17 protein-coding genes are annotated in these 15,227 nt (G+C 67.3%); 9 read left to right on the plus strand and 8 right to left on the minus strand.

Annotated elements, in window-relative coordinates:
- Positions 1 to 6: 6 nt before the first annotated feature.
- Together DMB37_RS18845 and DMB37_RS18850 are read left to right on the plus strand one after the other, a co-directional pair.
- The gene (locus tag DMB37_RS18845) at positions 7 to 1,080 is read left to right on the plus strand and encodes a fused (3R)-hydroxyacyl-ACP dehydratase subunits HadA/HadB (RefSeq protein ID WP_135233844.1); all 1,074 of its coding nucleotides are present in this window, start codon (positions 7 to 9) and stop codon (positions 1,078 to 1,080) included.
- Between the two features lie 110 nt (positions 1,081 to 1,190).
- Positions 1,191 to 1,487: an excalibur calcium-binding domain-containing protein gene (locus DMB37_RS18850; protein ID WP_240772452.1), complete on the plus strand. Its 297-nt coding sequence runs from the start codon at positions 1,191 to 1,193 to the stop codon at positions 1,485 to 1,487.
- Here DMB37_RS18850 and DMB37_RS18855 read toward each other — a convergent pair whose 3' ends face one another.
- A complete protein-coding gene (locus tag DMB37_RS18855; RefSeq protein WP_135233846.1) occupies positions 1,488 to 2,606 on the minus strand; it encodes a BTAD domain-containing putative transcriptional regulator in 1,119 nt (372 codons plus the stop codon).
- Positions 2,607 to 2,636: 30 nt separating this feature from the next.
- The gene (gene fbaA, locus DMB37_RS18860; protein WP_135233847.1) at positions 2,637 to 3,671 is read right to left on the minus strand and encodes a class II fructose-bisphosphate aldolase; all 1,035 of its coding nucleotides are present in this window, start codon (positions 3,669 to 3,671) and stop codon (positions 2,637 to 2,639) included.
- 344 nt (positions 3,672 to 4,015) lie between these two features.
- Between fbaA and DMB37_RS18865 the strand changes: the two genes are divergently transcribed.
- The 3 genes from DMB37_RS18865 (at position 4,016) to DMB37_RS18875 (ending at position 6,889) form a co-directional block, all read left to right on the plus strand.
- Positions 4,016 to 4,672 carry a DedA family protein gene (locus DMB37_RS18865; protein ID WP_240772549.1) on the plus strand — a complete coding sequence of 219 codons (657 nt, stop codon included), beginning with the start codon at positions 4,016 to 4,018 and terminating at the stop codon, positions 4,670 to 4,672.
- A gap of 52 nt (positions 4,673 to 4,724) precedes the next feature.
- Positions 4,725 to 5,375 (plus strand): DedA family protein, encoded by a 651-nt coding sequence (locus tag DMB37_RS18870; RefSeq protein ID WP_206055275.1) that lies wholly within the window; start codon positions 4,725 to 4,727, stop codon positions 5,373 to 5,375.
- Between the two features lie 74 nt (positions 5,376 to 5,449).
- Positions 5,450 to 6,889, plus strand: a complete 1,440-nt coding sequence (locus tag DMB37_RS18875) for a lipase maturation factor family protein (protein ID WP_135233850.1) — start codon at positions 5,450 to 5,452, stop codon at positions 6,887 to 6,889.
- A 3-nt stretch (positions 6,890 to 6,892) separates the two neighbouring features.
- Here DMB37_RS18875 and DMB37_RS18880 read toward each other — a convergent pair whose 3' ends face one another.
- Complete coding sequence (locus DMB37_RS18880; RefSeq protein WP_240772550.1) at positions 6,893 to 7,981, minus strand: glycoside hydrolase family 76 protein; 1,089 nt, start codon at positions 7,979 to 7,981, stop codon at positions 6,893 to 6,895.
- Between the two features lie 481 nt (positions 7,982 to 8,462).
- Between DMB37_RS18880 and DMB37_RS18885 the strand changes: the two genes are divergently transcribed.
- The gene (locus tag DMB37_RS18885; RefSeq protein ID WP_135233852.1) at positions 8,463 to 8,861 is read left to right on the plus strand and encodes a hypothetical protein; all 399 of its coding nucleotides are present in this window, start codon (positions 8,463 to 8,465) and stop codon (positions 8,859 to 8,861) included.
- Between the two features lie 78 nt (positions 8,862 to 8,939).
- Here the strand turns inward: DMB37_RS18885 and DMB37_RS18890 are convergent, their stop codons facing one another.
- From DMB37_RS18890 to DMB37_RS18900, 3 genes are all read right to left on the minus strand, one after another.
- On the minus strand, positions 8,940 to 9,515 hold the full coding sequence (locus DMB37_RS18890) for a Uma2 family endonuclease (protein WP_206055276.1): 576 nt from the start codon (positions 9,513 to 9,515) through the stop codon (positions 8,940 to 8,942).
- A gap of 68 nt (positions 9,516 to 9,583) precedes the next feature.
- The gene (locus DMB37_RS18895) at positions 9,584 to 10,270 is read right to left on the minus strand and encodes a TrmH family RNA methyltransferase (protein WP_135233853.1); all 687 of its coding nucleotides are present in this window, start codon (positions 10,268 to 10,270) and stop codon (positions 9,584 to 9,586) included.
- A 56-nt stretch (positions 10,271 to 10,326) separates the two neighbouring features.
- Positions 10,327 to 10,662, minus strand: a complete 336-nt coding sequence (locus DMB37_RS18900; protein WP_135233854.1) for a DUF4190 domain-containing protein — start codon at positions 10,660 to 10,662, stop codon at positions 10,327 to 10,329.
- A gap of 92 nt (positions 10,663 to 10,754) precedes the next feature.
- Between DMB37_RS18900 and DMB37_RS18905 the strand changes: the two genes are divergently transcribed.
- From DMB37_RS18905 to DMB37_RS18915, 3 genes are all read left to right on the plus strand, one after another.
- The gene (locus DMB37_RS18905) at positions 10,755 to 12,128 is read left to right on the plus strand and encodes a sensor domain-containing protein (RefSeq protein WP_135233855.1); all 1,374 of its coding nucleotides are present in this window, start codon (positions 10,755 to 10,757) and stop codon (positions 12,126 to 12,128) included.
- The gene (locus DMB37_RS18910; RefSeq protein ID WP_135233856.1) at positions 12,125 to 12,778 is read left to right on the plus strand and encodes a response regulator transcription factor; all 654 of its coding nucleotides are present in this window, start codon (positions 12,125 to 12,127) and stop codon (positions 12,776 to 12,778) included. Before DMB37_RS18905 ends, DMB37_RS18910 begins: the two co-directional genes overlap by 4 nt.
- A gap of 96 nt (positions 12,779 to 12,874) precedes the next feature.
- Positions 12,875 to 13,321: a hypothetical protein gene (locus DMB37_RS18915; protein WP_135233857.1), complete on the plus strand. Its 447-nt coding sequence runs from the start codon at positions 12,875 to 12,877 to the stop codon at positions 13,319 to 13,321.
- A gap of 48 nt (positions 13,322 to 13,369) precedes the next feature.
- Here the strand turns inward: DMB37_RS18915 and DMB37_RS18920 are convergent, their stop codons facing one another.
- Positions 13,370 to 14,062: a lysoplasmalogenase gene (locus DMB37_RS18920; protein ID WP_135233858.1), complete on the minus strand. Its 693-nt coding sequence runs from the start codon at positions 14,060 to 14,062 to the stop codon at positions 13,370 to 13,372.
- 73 nt (positions 14,063 to 14,135) lie between these two features.
- Positions 14,136 to 15,200, minus strand: a complete 1,065-nt coding sequence (locus DMB37_RS18925; protein ID WP_135233859.1) for a beta-ketoacyl-ACP synthase 3 — start codon at positions 15,198 to 15,200, stop codon at positions 14,136 to 14,138.
- Positions 15,201 to 15,227 lie beyond the last annotated feature (27 nt).

A 15,227-nucleotide genomic window follows, 5' to 3' on the forward strand; every position in this document is an offset into this window, starting at 1 on the left:
CGCATCATGGGCAGGGAACAGACGACGGCGCTCGAAACCGATGACGTACAGCAAACGGCGACGCTGGCCGGCCAGCGGTTCCGCGTTCGGGACCACTATGAGGTCGGCCGAGAAAAGATCCGCGAATTCGCGCGAGCGGTGCAGAATCACCACGGCGCGCATCAGCAGGAGGCCGACGCGCGCAAGCTCGGCCACGACGGTGTGATCGCACCGCCGACCTTCGCCTCGGTCATCGGGTCGTCCGGCACCCGCTCGCTGCTCGAATCGGTGCTCACCGAATACGACCTCTCGCAGATCCTGCAGACCGATCAGGTCTTCCAGGCGTATCGGCCCATCCTGGCCGGCGACCAACTGACCAGCGAGATCCTGATCGAGTCGATCCGCCAGTTCGGCGACAACGATTTCGTCGTCGTCCGCTCCGCGCTGGTCAACCAGCACGGCGAGCTGGCCCTCATCGGCTCAACCACGATCGTGGCGCGCCGCGGCGCCGAGGTGGATCCCGGCCTCACCGACGTGGTCGACAACATCATGATGCACGGCCAGGTGGTCGAATTCCCTACGGCGGACAGCGGTTCGGACGACAGTTCGGCGCTGATCCCGCTGGGTCTCGGCGAACTACCTGCGCCGCCCGCCGAGGGCGAGCTCGCGCCGGTGCACACGCTGCCCGACTTCGACCAGCTGTCCGTCGGCGATCAACTGCCCGCCGGTTCCTTCCGGCTGGCCCGCGGTGACCTGGCCAACTACGCCGGAGTCTCGGGCGACGCCAACCCGATCCACTTCAGCGATCACGCCGCCCAGCTGGTCGGCCTGCCCACGGTGGTCGCGCACGGCATGTTGACCATGGGCCTGGCCGGTGGCTACCTGACCTCCTGGCTCGGCGACCCGACCGCCATCGCGAAGTTCAGCGTGCGGTTCTCCGGTTTCGTTCCGGTGGCGCCGAACTCGGCGAGCACGGTGGACTTCGCCGGCCGGATCAAGGCGCTCGATCCGCACACCCGCACGGCGACCATCGTGCTCGGCGGCACCTCGGCGGGGCGAAAGCTGTTCGGGCGGGCCATCGCTGAGGTCCGGCTGACGTAGCGCGGCTTCGGCAGCGGCTCAGCCGCAGGTCGGACTGGGCGGTCCGGATAATTTTCGGCGCCTGAAATCCACACCCCACGGCTTCGCGATTTCGGCGCAGGATGGAGGTCGTGAAAACTACAGCACTCCGCCGCGTTACCCCCGCGATCGGTGCCGCGTGCCTCGTGGTCGGCGCCCTCACCCTGGCACCGCCGACCGCCATCGCCGAGACCCCCACCGCCGCCTTTGTCGCACGCCCCGATTCACACGAGATCCCGCAGCGCGACGGCGAATCCGAGAAGAAGCGACGGGTGTACACCACCTGTGAACAGGCGCGCGCCGACCACGCGGGGCCGATCTATCGAGGACTGCCGCAGTACAACCCCATGCTCGACCGGGACGGCGACGGCTTCGCCTGCAACGAGTGACTACTGCACGGCCTGGAAGGTCAACATCGTTGCGCCGATGCGGATCTGGTCGCCGTCGGCGAGCAGGGCACCGTTCTCGATCGGGTCGTCGTTGACGAAAACGCCGTTGGCCGAGTGCAGATCCTTGATCAGCAGTCCGGCCCGGCTCGGCATGATGTGCGCGTGATACCTGCTGGCCTTCGGGTCGTCGAGCACCAGGTCGTTGTCGGTCATCCGGCCGATCCGCAGGCCGCCCTGGGCGATCGAGACCACCCGGCCGTCGGGTAGTCGCAGCTGCCCGCTGCGCACCGTGCTCGGCGCCTCGGTGACGGTCTCGGTCATCGCCGCGGCCATCCGCTCGACCTGCCGCAGCTCGACGGTGCCGAGCGGTTCCTGGCGCAGCACCCGGTGTTCCAGCTCGATCAGGGCCGGGCCGGGATCGATGCCGAGCTCGTCGGCGAGCACGGTCCGCACCCGCCGACACGCGTCGAGCGCGTCGGCCTGCCGCCCGGACAGGTAGAGCGCGGTGATCAACTGACCCCACAGCGGCTCGCGCAGCGGGTGCTCGCCGGTCATCGCGACCAGCTCACCGATCACCGATGACGCACGCCCGCAGGCGATTTCGGCATCGATCCGGGCGGAGGCGACGGCGAGCCGCTCCTCGTCCATCGCGGTGGCGAAACCGTCGGCGAACTGTAGGCCGGCCAGATCGGCCAGCGCCCGGCCGCTCCACTCCCGCAGTGCGGCACCGTAGAGCTGGGCGGCGCCGGCATGATCGCCGAGCGCGACCGCGCGGCTACCCGCCTCCCGGCTCGCCTCGAAACGTCCGAGATCGCAGGCGGTCTCGGCGACTTCGAGGCGGTAGCCGGAGGATTCGGTGCGCAACACCAGCGCCGGATCCACACCCGAATTACGCAGCGCCTTGCGGATATTCGAGACGAACACCTGCAGGCTGGCGGCGTAGGAGTCGGGCGGATCCTCGTTCCACACCATGTCGGCCAGCGCGGCCGACGACACGGCGCGCCGCCGATTCACGGTGAGTGCGGCCAGCAAAGCCCGCGGCTTGGGCCCGCCGACCGCCACCGGCTCACCGCCGACTAGCAACCGGACGGGCCCGAGCACGCGCACATCCAGACACATGAGCTGTCGAGCCCCCGGTGGGTTGATGGGTCAGGCGCTGATCGACCTTCCCGCGGACTTCAGATCATTGCATGCCTCGGTGACACGTGCCGCCATCGAGGTTTCCGCCTTCTTGAGGTAGCTGCGCGGGTCGTAGACCTTCTTGTTGCCGACCTCACCGTCGATCTTGAGCACACCGTCGTAGTTGGTGAACATGTGCGTGACGATCGGGCGGGTGAACGCGTACTGGGTGTCGGTGTCGACGTTCATCTTCACCACACCGAAGCGCAGCGAATCCTCGATCTCGGACTTCAGCGAGCCCGAACCACCGTGGAAGACGAAGTCGAACGGCTGCGCGTCCTGACCGAGGCCAAGCTTGGCCGCGGCCACCCGCTGGCCCTCGGCCAGCACCTCGGGCTTGAGCTTCACGTTGCCCGGCTTGTACACACCGTGCACGTTGCCGAAGGTCGCGGCGAGCAGGTACTTGCCGTTCTCGCCCGCGCCCAGCGCGTCGATGGTCTTCTGGAAGTCCTCGGGCGAGGTGTAGAGCTTGTCGTTGATCTCGGCCTCGACGCCGTCCTCTTCACCGCCGACGACACCGATCTCGACCTCGAGGATGATGTTGGCCTGCGCGCAGGACTTCAGCAGTTCCTTGGCGATCTCGAGGTTCTCGTCGATCGGGATCGCGGAGCCGTCCCACATGTGCGACTGGAACAGCGGGTACTGACCGTTGTTCACCCGCTCCTGGGAAATGGCGATCAGCGGCCGGACGAAGCCGTCCAGCTTGTCCTTGGGGCAGTGGTCGGTGTGCAGCGCGATGGTGATGTCGTACTTCGCGGCGACCACGTGCGCGAATTCGGCCAGCGCGACCGCACCGGTCACCATGTCCTTCACGCCCTGGCCGGAGCCGAATTCGGCACCGCCGGTGGAGAACTGGATGATGCCGTCGCTGCCTGCCTCGGCAAAGCCCTTGATGGCCGCGTTGATCGTCTCCGACGACGTGCAGTTGATGGCGGGAAAGGCAAAGGAGTTCGCTTTGGCCCGACCGAGCATCTCGGCGTAGACCTCCGGAGTCGCGATGGGCACAGTAAGACCTCCGTGATTGTTGCGGCAAAGACCTATTTTGTCAGCCACCACCCTAGGACAGCAGTGTTTCGCCTGGTATCCAGGGAGGGCGTGTAGTGCCTGCACGAGTGACCAGGCGGTAGTCAGCACGGAACCTTCAGGTGACCAGCAGGTAGTTTCGCGCACAGGGCGGGGTTTCTCAGCCGAACCCGGTACTGTGGGCCCGGTAATTGCGCTGGCCGCCTCCGATGCGATGGCAAGTGATCAGGCCAGCCGTATCCAGAACAGGAGACCACCGCGTGATTCTGCTGGCAGCGACAGAATCGGTGACAAGCAACCTCGCACTCACGGAGTTGCTCGACCCGATGCACCTGCTCACGGAGACGTGGCTCAAGAACGCGGTGCTCCCGGCCATTCTGGCGATCGTCTTCATCGAGACCGGTCTGCTCTTCCCGATCCTGCCCGGTGATTCACTGCTGTTCACCGGCGGCTTGCTCGCGGCGCAGCCGAATCCGCCGGTGTCGATCTGGGTGCTCGTCCCCGCCGTCACGTTCATCGCGTTCGCAGGCGACCAGAGCGGGTATTGGATCGGCCGGGCCATCGGGCCCGCGTTGTTCCACAAGGAGGACACCCGCTTCTTCAAGAAGCACTACGTCACCGAGACGCACGAGTTCTTCGAGAAGCACGGGCCCAAGACCATCATCCTGGCCAGGTTCGTGCCGATCGTGCGCACGTTCATGCCGGTGCTCGCCGGTGTGTCCAAAATGGATTACCGCAAATTCGTCGCCTTCGACATCGTCGGCGCGATCCTGTGGGGCGGCGGCATCACCGTGCTGGGCTACTTCCTGGGCAATGTCGCCTTCATCCGGGATCACGTCGAGGCGATCTTCCTGCTCATCGTGTTCGTCTCGATCCTGCCCGGCATCATCGCGGTGGCGAAGAAGCTGCTCAATCGTCGCGCGGAGCCGGCGGTTCGGCCTGAGGCCGAGCTGACCGTCTCGACGAACGAGCCGACCCGCTGAGCGCGTGTTCGCGGCGTCCTCGCCCCTAGCAGTGGGCACATTCGATCCGCTGATGTCAGCGGGGCCCGCGCTCGTCTGGACAGTGGTACTCACCTTTGTCTTCCTCGAATGCGCGGTCATCCTCGGGCTGTTCCTGCCCGGCGACTCCATGCTGATCACCGCGGGTGTGGTGATGGCCTCACACGCCTCCGGCGAAGCACAGGTGTGGGCACTGTCGTTGGGGACCATGGTCGCGGCCATCGCGGGCAACCAGGTCGGTTACGTCATCGGCGCGCGCACCGGGCATCGCCTGGTGGCCCGCAAGAACGGCCGCTACATCAATACCCGCAACCTGCAACGGGTCACCGAGTTGTTGCAGCGACACGGGTTCGTCGCGGTGCTGATCGCCCGCTGGATTCCGTGGGTGCGCACGCTGTGCCCGACGGTCGCGGGCGCGGCGGGGATGGACCATCGCAAGTTCACCATCGCGAGCACGATCGGCGCGATCATCTGGGCCCCGGTGCTGCTGTTGATCGGGTACTACGCGGGCAGCTTCCTCGATCGGGTGCCGTGGCTGATGCCCATCGTGATCGGCACGCTGGTGCTCGGCCTGGTCCTGGGCACCGGACTGGGGATCCGGCACTACCGGCAGGAGATGGCCAAGCCGCCGGAGGAGTTCGACCTGGAGACCACGCCGAGCATGGCTGTCGACGCCGAGAACTGACCGCCGGGTTTCCGCGCGGCCGGACCGGGTACGCCTGACACGGGCAAAATCCCGCCGTCCGAGGAGCTGCGGGCATGGACTGGTTCACGGCACCGGAGTACTGGCTGAGCAGGCTGATCTTCCAGCGCGGGCTGGCGGTCATCTACCTGATCGCCTTCCTCGGCGCGGCCTTGCAGTTCCGGGCGCTGATCGGCGAGCGGGGGATGCTGCCGGTGCCGCGCTTCGTGGCGCGGACGCCGTTCCGGTTGGCGCCGAGTCTTTTTCAACTGCACTATTCCGATCGGTTCTTCGCCGCGGTCGCATGGGCCGGGGTCGGGCTGTCGGCCGCCCTGGTGGTCGGTGTGGCCGATCTGGTGCCGCTGTGGGCGGCGATGGGGATGTGGGCGGCGCTGTGGGCCGGGTATCTGTCGATCGTCAATGTCGGGCAGCGATGGTACGGGTTCGGGTGGGAATCGCTGCTGCTCGAGGCCGGGTTTCTCGCGATCTTCCTCGGCAACGACGAGACGGCGCCGCCGGTGCTGGTGTTGTGGCTGGCGCGCTGGCTGCTGTTCCGGGTGGAGTTCGGCGCTGGTTTGATCAAACTGCGCGGTGACACCTGCTGGCGCGATCTGACCTGCCTGTATTACCACCACGAGACCCAACCGATGCCCGGGCCGCTGAGCTGGTTCTTCCATCATCTGCCCAAGCCGCTGCACCGAGTCGAGGTGGCGGCCAACCACTTCGCCCAATTGGTCGTGCCCTTCGGGCTTTTCGCGCCGCAACCGGTGGCGAGTGTGGCCGCGGGGATCGTGGTGGTCACTCAGCTGTGGTTGGTGATCTCCGGCAACTTCGCGTGGTTGAACTGGGTGACAATTCTGTTGGCGCTCACCGTGATCGACGGGTCCTGGGTGGCGCGAATACTTCCCGTGCCCGAAGCACCGACGTTGCCGTCGGCACCGATGTGGTTCGCCGGGTTGGTGATCGCGTGCACGGTGCTGACCGCGGTGCTGAGTTACTGGCCGGTGCGCAACATGCTCTCCAGCGACCAGCGAATGAATATGTCCTTCAACGCCTATCACCTCGTGGGCGCCTACGGCGCCTTCGGCACCATCGGCCGGACGCGGCCGGAGGTGGTGTTCGAGGGAACCTCCGACTCGGACGTCACCGAGCAGACCCGGTGGCAGGAGTACGAATTCAAAGCCAAGCCGGGTGATGTGCGGCGGCGGCCCCGCCAGTTTGCGCCCTACCATCTGCGGTTGGACTGGCTGATGTGGTTCGCGGCGCTTTCGCCGTTCTATGCGCGGCCATGGTTGTTGCCGTTCGCCGAGCGACTGCTGACGAACGACCGGGCGACGCTACGTCTGTTGCGCCACAATCCGTTTCCGGACGCGCCGCCGAAGTACGTGCGGGCGCGGCTCTACGAATACCGGTTCACGACTCGGCAGGAGTTGCTGCGCGATCGGGCGTGGTGGCACCGGACGCTGATCGGCGAGTACCTGCCGCCGGTGACCTCGGCGAAAACGAAGTCGGCGTAGGAATTACAGCCCGGCGGCGCTGACCTGGTGGGCGGCCTCCATCAGCATCCAGCCGGACAGCTGCACCGATAGGTCGCGTTCGGGTACTCGGGACGAGGTCACCGAGCCACCGGGCGTGAATCTGCCCGCCCCGGCGATGCCGCCGGGCAGCGTCGCCGGCTTGCCCCAGTCGTGCCCGAACAGCGGCTCGCCCTCGACCTCCAGCCGGTTGGCCCAGGCGGCCTCGGCGGAGGCGCGCACGATCGCGGCCGCACACCGTCGATCCGCCTGCTGTGCCTGGTCGTCGCCGGGCAGCATCAGCGCGACCACAGCCAGGTAGCGGGCCAGGATGCCGTTGAACAGGCCGCCGTCGCCGCCACCACCACCACTGATGACGCCGCGGGTGGTCAGATGCTCTTCGACGGCGGCGAGCAGTCGGTGCACCCGCTCACCATGGCGCGGAGCCCCGGTCTGCACCGCCAACTCGGTTTCCAGCCCGAGCACCACGCCCTGGCAGTAGGTGAACACCGGGCGCTCGATCTCGCCGGACGGCAGATGAATGCCGTCGAGCATCAGGCCGGTCTCCGGGTCGCGCAGCGTCGCGTCCAGCCAGTCGGCCATCTCCTGCGCGCGCCCGTGCCTGCCGAGCCGCAGCAGCGCGATGGCGGCCGGGCCGTTGGCCGGGGTGTTGTAGTAGTCGGCGCCGATGCGCCACGGCAGGCCGCCGCCTACCGCTGGATTCCACCCGTCGTACAGCGGCTTCTCCAACGCGATCAGCCCGCTGCGCGCCTCGGTGACCCCCGCGGTCCGCTCCGCGCGTTCCAGCGCGATGGCCAGCCAGGCCATGTCGTCGTAGTACCTGTTGGTCCAGCCGGTGATATTGCGAATACGGTGCGAGCGCGCGATGGCGGCAATCCGCTTGCGGCGCACCGGCGTCGGTACCCGGTTGGCCGCGTCCACCGCACAGTCGATCAGATGCGCCTGCCACCAGTAATGCCACGACCCGAACGCGCGCTCCCGCTTGGTCGCCGGCCACCCGACCACCCCCAGCTGTGTCCCCGGCAGCGCCCACAACGCGCGCAGATGCCGGGACACGATCGCCGATTCCGCCATGTCCGCCCGCTCGGACCACAACGCCGGTGTCACCACAGCCTCGCCACCTCCCGGTGAGAGCTCACCCAGTGACCGCGGCGTCGCGCGCCCCGGATCCTGTGCCCTCCGCGTGGTCATGCGTCAATGGTGCCAGCACCGCCCGGATTTCCGCGCCCGATTTGTTACTCAAGTGATGTGCAGTTGTTCTCAGGACCTTCCTCGCAGCGCACATTTCAGTTGCTAGCATGCTTGCCAGATTTCCGGCTAGCATGCTAGCTTTTGTAATGATCGCAGAGTAGCCAACCAAGAAAGTCCTCAAGGGCCTCAAGGCCGAGGGCTGGTCCCGGTTGCGCGATGGTGCAGGTAGCCACACCATCTACGGGTGCCGCACGGGCAAACACGATGTGAGCGTCCCGGACGGACACAAATCCATCTCGCCGGGAGTTGTGCGCACCATCAACAAGGCTGTTGCGTCCTGCGATTGCCCGGAGGAGGAAGAACAGTGAGCAAGCCCATTGCCTACGAAGTCCACGCGAACCGCGTCGGCCGCTGGTGGGAAATCACCATTCCCGACGTTTATGGAGATGATCCGTGCGGGCAGGCTCGCCATCTCACCGACGTCGGCTACGAGGCGCGGACCATTATCGCCGCCAAACTCGACGTTCCGCTCTCGCAGGTCGAAACGACATTGATCGTTGACGACTTCGGCGACGCCCACGACGTGCAGCCACGGACCGAGCGCATTGCCGTACTCCGTGCCGAGGTCGACCGCTTGTCGAACGAGCTCAAAGCCGAACAGGTCGCACTGGTGAAAGAGCTACGGCGTGAGAACGTTCCCGATGTCGATGTAGCTACCCTGCTCGGCGTGGCCCGCCAGCGAATCGGACAGCTCGCAGAGTGACCTCCCACCAGGCGTCGGCGAGATCGGCTGATGTGCAGTTGTTCTCGAGGCCGACGTGTCTGCGGCCATCGTGACGGCTCAGCCGACCCGGGGGCTGGTCAATGTGGTCAGGTCGAGTTCGACCGACGTTTCGGCGACGTCGAGCGTCGCCCGGCCGGAACGCTCGGCGACCAGCTCGTAGTCGCCGTCGATCAGGTGGTGGGCGGTCAGGCTGGTCGGCTCGTCGAGGTCGATGAGCCAGTAGTACTGGATACCGGCCTCGGCGTACTCGGCGAACTTGGTGACCCGGTCGGTCCGCTTGGAACCGATGGAGAGGATTTCGACGGCCAGCAGCACATCCGCGGCATCCCAGCGCGGAATGTTCGCATCGATCCCCGCCGCGGGCACGGCCAGCACATCGGGAACGCGGATGGTGGGCGGCGGCCCGGCATCGATCAGGACTTCGGCCTCGGTCAGTACGCCGTGGGTGGGCGGGAGTTGCGGCTCCAATTGAGCAGCGAGGCGCCAGATCGCACGCTGATGCATCGACACCGGCCTCGGTGACACGACCAGAACCCCCTCGACAAGCTCATAGCTACGGCTGTTGTCCTCCGGCAGCGCGATCCAGTCCTCCAGGGTCAGCAGATGATCAGGCCAGTGCATTTCGACAGTCATCGCTTCCTCCTCCCACGCAGGTATCGCCCGCTGACAGTGTGGCACGCGCGAGCGGATGGGGCGCCGGACTACCAGGCGTCGGCGAGGTCGGCGTGTTGGCGGACCCAGGCGTGCATGGCGATGCCCGCGGCCACGCCGGCGTTGATGCTGCGGGTGGAGCCGAATTGGGCGATCGAAACGGTGAGGGCCGCTGCGGTTTTCGCATGTTCGGTGACGCCGGGGCCCTCCTGGCCGAACAGCAGGAGGCAGTTGCGGGGTAGTTCGGCTGTCTCGAGGGGGACCGAGCCGGGCACGTTGTCCACCGCGACCACGGTCAGTTGTTCGCGCGCGGCGAAGTCGAGCAGCTCGGCGACGGTCGCGTGGTGCTCGATGTGCTGGTAGCGGTCGGTCACCATGGCGCCGCGGCGGTTCCAGCGCTTGCGGCCGACGATGTGCACGGCCGCGGCGGCGAAGGCATTGGCGGTGCGGACCACGGTGCCGATATTGGCGTCGTGGCCGAAGTTCTCGATGGCCACGTGGAAGGGGTGCCTGCGCCGGTCGATGTCGGCGACGATCGCTTCGCGCGTCCAATAGCGGTAGGCGTCGACCACGTTGCGGCGGTCGCCTGCCGCGAGCAGCTCGGGGTCGAAGTGCGGATCCTGCGGCGGCGGCTCGGCGTGCTCGGCGGCCCACGGCCCGACGCCGTGCGGGTGCTCGCCCCACTCGGTCGGACCGGGTGAGTCCTGCTCGGCCGCGTCGGGCACTGGGTGATTCACTCCGACGATGCTAATTCCGGCCGCCGCTCGACCGGCACGCGGCCGGAGCAGCGGTGTCAGTAGGTGCTGCCGGTGCTCCAGACCCCGACCAGCCCGAGGACGACGAACAGCGCGACGAAAAGGATGCCGAGAATGATCAGCACCGAGGCGATGATCCCGCAGACGTAGCCGACCATGACGTTCGAGCGACCGCCGAGCGTACCGCCCGAGGCGTCGATCTCGTTGAGCGCCTTCTTGCCCATCACCCAGGCGACCGGGCCGAGGATCTGGCAGAACACCAGGCTGAGAATGCCGAGGATGAGAATCATGGTGGCCTGCGGGTGTTCCTGCGGCGGGCCGTAGCCCCCGTAGGCTTGGTAACCGTACGGTGGCGGCTGCGGCGGGTAGCTCATCAGCAGGATGGTAGTTGGTGTAGCTGGCTACACCACACATTCGGCGGCCAGCTCCATCGAAGACCGCCCTCGCCCCGACAACCATGGAAGCCATGACCGAGATCCACGCCGAACCCACGCTCGTGCTCGACCCGACGCCCGGCAAAACCGGCCGGTCTGCCGAGCCGGTGGCCCGTGCCATGCTCCGCGCCCCGTTCCAGGCCCGCACCTGGAAAGAACTCGTCTACGTCTTCACGGTGTTCGTGCTCGGCTGCCTGGCCGTCACCTACATGTACCTCGGCTGGGGTGGCGGGCTGATGATCTCGCTCACCATCATCGGCGTGCCGATCTTGGCGGTGCTCCTGCTCGGCGGCCGGATTTGGGGGCGGATCTATCGGGCGCTGGCCAAGGATCTACTCGGGGTGCGGGTGACGCCACCCCCGCCGTTTCGGCCCGAGCCGGGATTGATCGGCTTCGTCAAGGGCGCGTTCACCGATCGGACCAGCTGGCGAGTCGCGCTGTTCCTGCTGGCGCAGGCGGTGCTCGGTGTTGTGGTCGGCTTCTTCGTGCTCACCACGGTCGCTATGTTGGTGGTCATCGCGCTCTCGCCGATCCCGTGGGCACTGCTCGATCCGATCAACCTCGATGCCCAAGGCGTGGAACATCATTCGATGTTCCAGTTCGGCGACTACTACATCGAAACCTGGCCGCGGGTGCTCGGCTTCGCCGCGGTCGGCCTGCTCGGCTGCTTCCTGGCGCCGTGGCTGGTGCGCGCGGTGTGCTGGCTGCACGGGTTGCTGACCATCGCGTTGCTGAGCGCGACCGCGGCCGATCGGCGCATCGCCGAACTCCAGCAGGGCAGGCAGGCGGCGGTCGACGACTCCACCGCCACGCTGCGCAGGCTGGAACGGGACCTGCACGACGGCACCCAGGCGCGACTGGTGACCATCGCGATGGCGCTGGGTCGCGCGGAGGATCGGCTGTCCTCGGGCGGAGATCCGCGCGACCTGATCGCGGACGCGCACGCCAGCTCCAAAGAAGCGCTGACCGAACTGCGCGAGCTGGTGCGCGGAATCCACCCGCCCGCACTGGAACTCGGCCTCGGCCCGGCGCTGGAAACGCTGGCGGCGCGCAGCTCGGTCCCGGTGGAGCTGCGGGTGCACCTGCCCGAACGCCCGAGTCCGGCGATCGAGGCGATCGCCTACTTCTCGGTCGCCGAGCTGCTCACCAATGTGGTCAAACACGCCGACGCCACCCGGGCCTGGATCTCGGTGGTGCCCACGGACGCCCGGACCATCGCGGTCACGGTGCGGGACAACGGAATCGGAGGTGTCCTGCAACCGACCGAGGGCGCACTCGCCGTGGGCAGCGGACTTTCGGGCCTGGCGGCGCGGGCGCGCACCGTGGACGGCACGCTCACCGTGCAGAGCCCGACCGGCGGCCCCACCGTGGTAACCATCTTGCTACCGAAGGACGGATCACGATGACCGAGTCGCTGCGCGTCGTGATTGCCGAGGACAGCGCGATCCTGCGCGACGGGCTCGCCGGCCTGCTCACCGAGCGCGGCCACGAGGTGGTCGCCATGGTGGGTGATGCGACGACGTTGAGCGATGTGGTCGGTACGCACAATCCCGATGTCGCCGTGGTGGACGTGCGCATGCCGCCGAGCTTCACCGACGAGGGCCTGCTCGCCGCCATCGAACTGCGCCGCAAATATCCGATGACCGGCGTCCTCGTCTTCTCCCAGTGGGTCGAAACCCGTTACGCCACCGAACTTCTCGCCGGTGGCGCGAGCGGTGTCGGCTACCTGCTCAAAGACCGGGTAGCCGACGTCCGCGACTTCGTCGACGCACTCCATCGTGTCGCCACCGGCGGCACCGCCCTGGACCCGGAGGTGGTGAGTCAATTGATGGGCGCATCCCGCCAGCAGGATTCCCTGGCCCGCCTCACCCCGCGCGAACGCGAAGTGCTCGAGCTGATGGCGCAGGGCCTGTCCAACAACGCCATCGCCACCTCGCTCACCGTCACCGAACGCGCGGTGGAAAAACACATCGGCAACATCTTCACCAAACTGGACCTGCCGCCGTCGGACACCCACCACCGCCGCGTCCTCGCGGTCCTGCGTCTCAAGGGCTGACTCGGCGTTTCAGCCGAGCGGCTGCCCCCTGATCTGCGCACGTCAGTGGCGTTACGGGCCTATCCTGAAGGTCTGACAGTCGGGGTGGAGGCTGGGATGGATCACGGGCGAATTCTGCGCACGGTGCTCGCGGTGACCGCCGGGTACCTGGTTGTGCTCGGCGTGTGGCTGGGGTGGGTGGTGCAGCGCACGCCGCCGGGGACGATTCCGTACCAGATCATGGCGCTGGTCGGGTTGTTCGGATCATGCGTGGGGATCGGGATGATGCTGGCGTCGCGGCCGTCCAAGGCCGATCGGCGATTGTGGCGCGATGGGCTCGAGGGGTGGGCGACGGTGCACGGAGTGCATCCGTTGCAGCGGACCGATCATCAGAGCGAGCTGACCGAGCTGGACTTGGAGTTGACCGTTCCTGGGTCCGAAAGCTATCGCGGGACAATAGTTTTCGACGTTACACCAGCGGACAAGCCACGCCTCGCGGTGGGCGAGACCTTCTCGATCCGCGTCGACCCCGCGAACCGCGATCGGATCATTGTTGTTCTGTGACAACAGCTTCGAATCAAGCCGCCGCACAGCATGCGACGGGCAGGTTGGCTACGGCCGACGCACGTGTGCCCTGGGATCCGCGAGCAGGAATTGGGCGGCGGCATAGGTCGTCAAGATGACGGCCTCGGCGAGACCGCGGCTGCGCTCGGTGCGCGCGAACAGCCGGCGCAGCACGATCAAACCGTCGGAAACAGTGAACAACAGCGCACCGAACCCCAGCCGACTACGCGGGTCGGAATTCGGGATGTTCACCCCCGCAACGGTTCTCGCGGTCGGCGCGAGCGCAGGATCCGAGGCGAGCACGCCCGCGGCGCCCAGCGTCGCACCGTAAGCGGTCAGCGGTGCGGCCACCCCCGGCGCCTTCGCGCGCAGCAGCGCCACCGCCCCCAGCCAAGCACCCAGTCGCGGCAGCGCCACCTCGGCATGCGGGCGCGCACCCTTGCGCAACCACAGCGCCGAATACCCGGTCTGCATCACCGCGAACGACGACGCCCCCGCGATCAGACGGCGATCGTTGTCCGGGTCGATGAGCAGGATGTCACCGAGCGTGGCGGCGCCGAGCGACCCGAGCAGCACCGCGCGATCGGTGCGCTCCATATCGGCTCCCTCGGTGACCACGTCGGCCGCCAGTAGCGGCATCATCAGCGGTTTCGCGATCCACTGCACCTGCTCGCGGCCGGTGACGGCGGCATAGACGGTGACCGCGGCCGCGGCGAGAAACCCCGCCCGGAACACCCGCATGGTGCGCGGCGCGAGCGACGGGCCCGGAGGCGGTAGCTTGCGTGACCACGGAGGGACCCGCGAACGCCGCCGATCAGACACTGAAGCTCGGCTCGGTCGGCTTCGGTGGCAGCGTGACGACCTGACCGGCATAGCTCAGCCCGGCGCCGAAACCGAGCAGCAGCGCCAGCTGACCACCCTTGGCCTTGCCGCTTACCAGCATCTCTTCCATCGCCAGCGGAATGGACGCGGCGGAGGTGTTGCCGGTCTGCTCGATGTCGTTGGCCATCGGGATGTCGTCGGCCAGGCCGAGGTTCTTCTTCATCAGCTCGTTGATCCGGGAGTTGGCCTGGTGCGGGACGAAAACCTCGATGTCTTCCTTCGCCACCCCGGACCGTTCCAGCGCGGTGGACAGCGCGCGCGGCAGCGTGACCGCAGCCCAGCGGAAGACGCGCGGGCCCTCCATTCGCAGCGACATCCGGCCGATGGGCTCGACCGCCGGGTCGGTGCCCTGCATCGCCTGCGCCTTCTCCATGTAGTCGAGGAAGTTGACGTCCTGGGCGATCGCACCCGCGTTCTCGCCGTCGCTGCCCCACACCGTCGGCGAGATGCCGTTCTCCTCGCTCGGCCCAATCACGACCGCACCCGCGCCGTCACCGAAGATCATCGCGGTGCCCCGGTCGGTCGGATCGAGTCCGACGGTCATCGTCTCGGCGCCGATCAGCAGCACGTACTCCGCCGAACCCGCCCGGATCAGGTCGGCGGCCACGCCGAGGCCGTAGCCGAAACCGCCGCACCCCGACGTGAGATCGAACGCCGGGATGCCGTTGATGCCGAGGTCGTGCGCGACGGAAGGGGCGCCGTGCGGGGTGAGCATGAGCCAGCTCGAGGTGGCCAGGATCAGCGTGCCGATCTTGGACCGGTCGATGCCGCTGTTGACGATCGCCCGCTCACCGGCCGCGGCCGCGATCGACTGCAGCGTCTCGTCGCCGCTGATCCAGCGCCGGTTGCGGATGCCGGTGCGCTCGTAGATCCACTCGGGCGTGGAGTCGAGTACCTTGCACACCTCGTCGTTGCTGACGATGCGCTGGGGCCGATAGGCGCCGATACCGAGCATCGCAACGTTGTCGCGATTCTTGTTTGTTGCAATGCTCACCACTGGAGACGACCCTTCGCCTTCGAAGAA

The sequence above is a fragment of the Nocardia sp. CS682 genome (assembly GCF_004634405.1).
Classification (GTDB): domain Bacteria; phylum Actinomycetota; class Actinomycetes; order Mycobacteriales; family Mycobacteriaceae; genus Nocardia; species Nocardia ninae.

What these genes read in the sequence shown, in the direction of transcription:
- DMB37_RS18900 (WP_135233854.1), bottom strand. Translation starts at nt 10,662, where the DNA reads ATGAGCTACCCGCCGCAGCCGCCACCGTACGGTTACCAAGCCTACGGG.
- DMB37_RS18915 (WP_135233857.1), top strand. Translation starts at nt 12,875, where the DNA reads ATGGATCACGGGCGAATTCTGCGCACGGTGCTCGCGGTGACCGCCGGG.
- DMB37_RS18890 (WP_206055276.1), bottom strand. Translation starts at nt 9,515, where the DNA reads ATGACTGTCGAAATGCACTGGCCTGATCATCTGCTGACCCTGGAGGAC.
- DMB37_RS18845 (WP_135233844.1), top strand. Translation starts at nt 7, where the DNA reads ATGGGCAGGGAACAGACGACGGCGCTCGAAACCGATGACGTACAGCAA.
- DMB37_RS18870 (WP_206055275.1), top strand. Translation starts at nt 4,725, where the DNA reads ATGTCAGCGGGGCCCGCGCTCGTCTGGACAGTGGTACTCACCTTTGTC.
- DMB37_RS18875 (WP_135233850.1), top strand. Translation starts at nt 5,450, where the DNA reads ATGGACTGGTTCACGGCACCGGAGTACTGGCTGAGCAGGCTGATCTTC.
- DMB37_RS18880 (WP_240772550.1), bottom strand. Translation starts at nt 7,981, where the DNA reads ATGGCGGAATCGGCGATCGTGTCCCGGCATCTGCGCGCGTTGTGGGCG.
- DMB37_RS18865 (WP_240772549.1), top strand. Translation starts at nt 4,016, where the DNA reads ATGCACCTGCTCACGGAGACGTGGCTCAAGAACGCGGTGCTCCCGGCC.
- DMB37_RS18920 (WP_135233858.1), bottom strand. Translation starts at nt 14,062, where the DNA reads ATGCGGGTGTTCCGGGCGGGGTTTCTCGCCGCGGCCGCGGTCACCGTC.
- DMB37_RS18905 (WP_135233855.1), top strand. Translation starts at nt 10,755, where the DNA reads ATGACCGAGATCCACGCCGAACCCACGCTCGTGCTCGACCCGACGCCC.
- DMB37_RS18855 (WP_135233846.1), bottom strand. Translation starts at nt 2,606, where the DNA reads ATGTGTCTGGATGTGCGCGTGCTCGGGCCCGTCCGGTTGCTAGTCGGC.
- DMB37_RS18910 (WP_135233856.1), top strand. Translation starts at nt 12,125, where the DNA reads ATGACCGAGTCGCTGCGCGTCGTGATTGCCGAGGACAGCGCGATCCTG.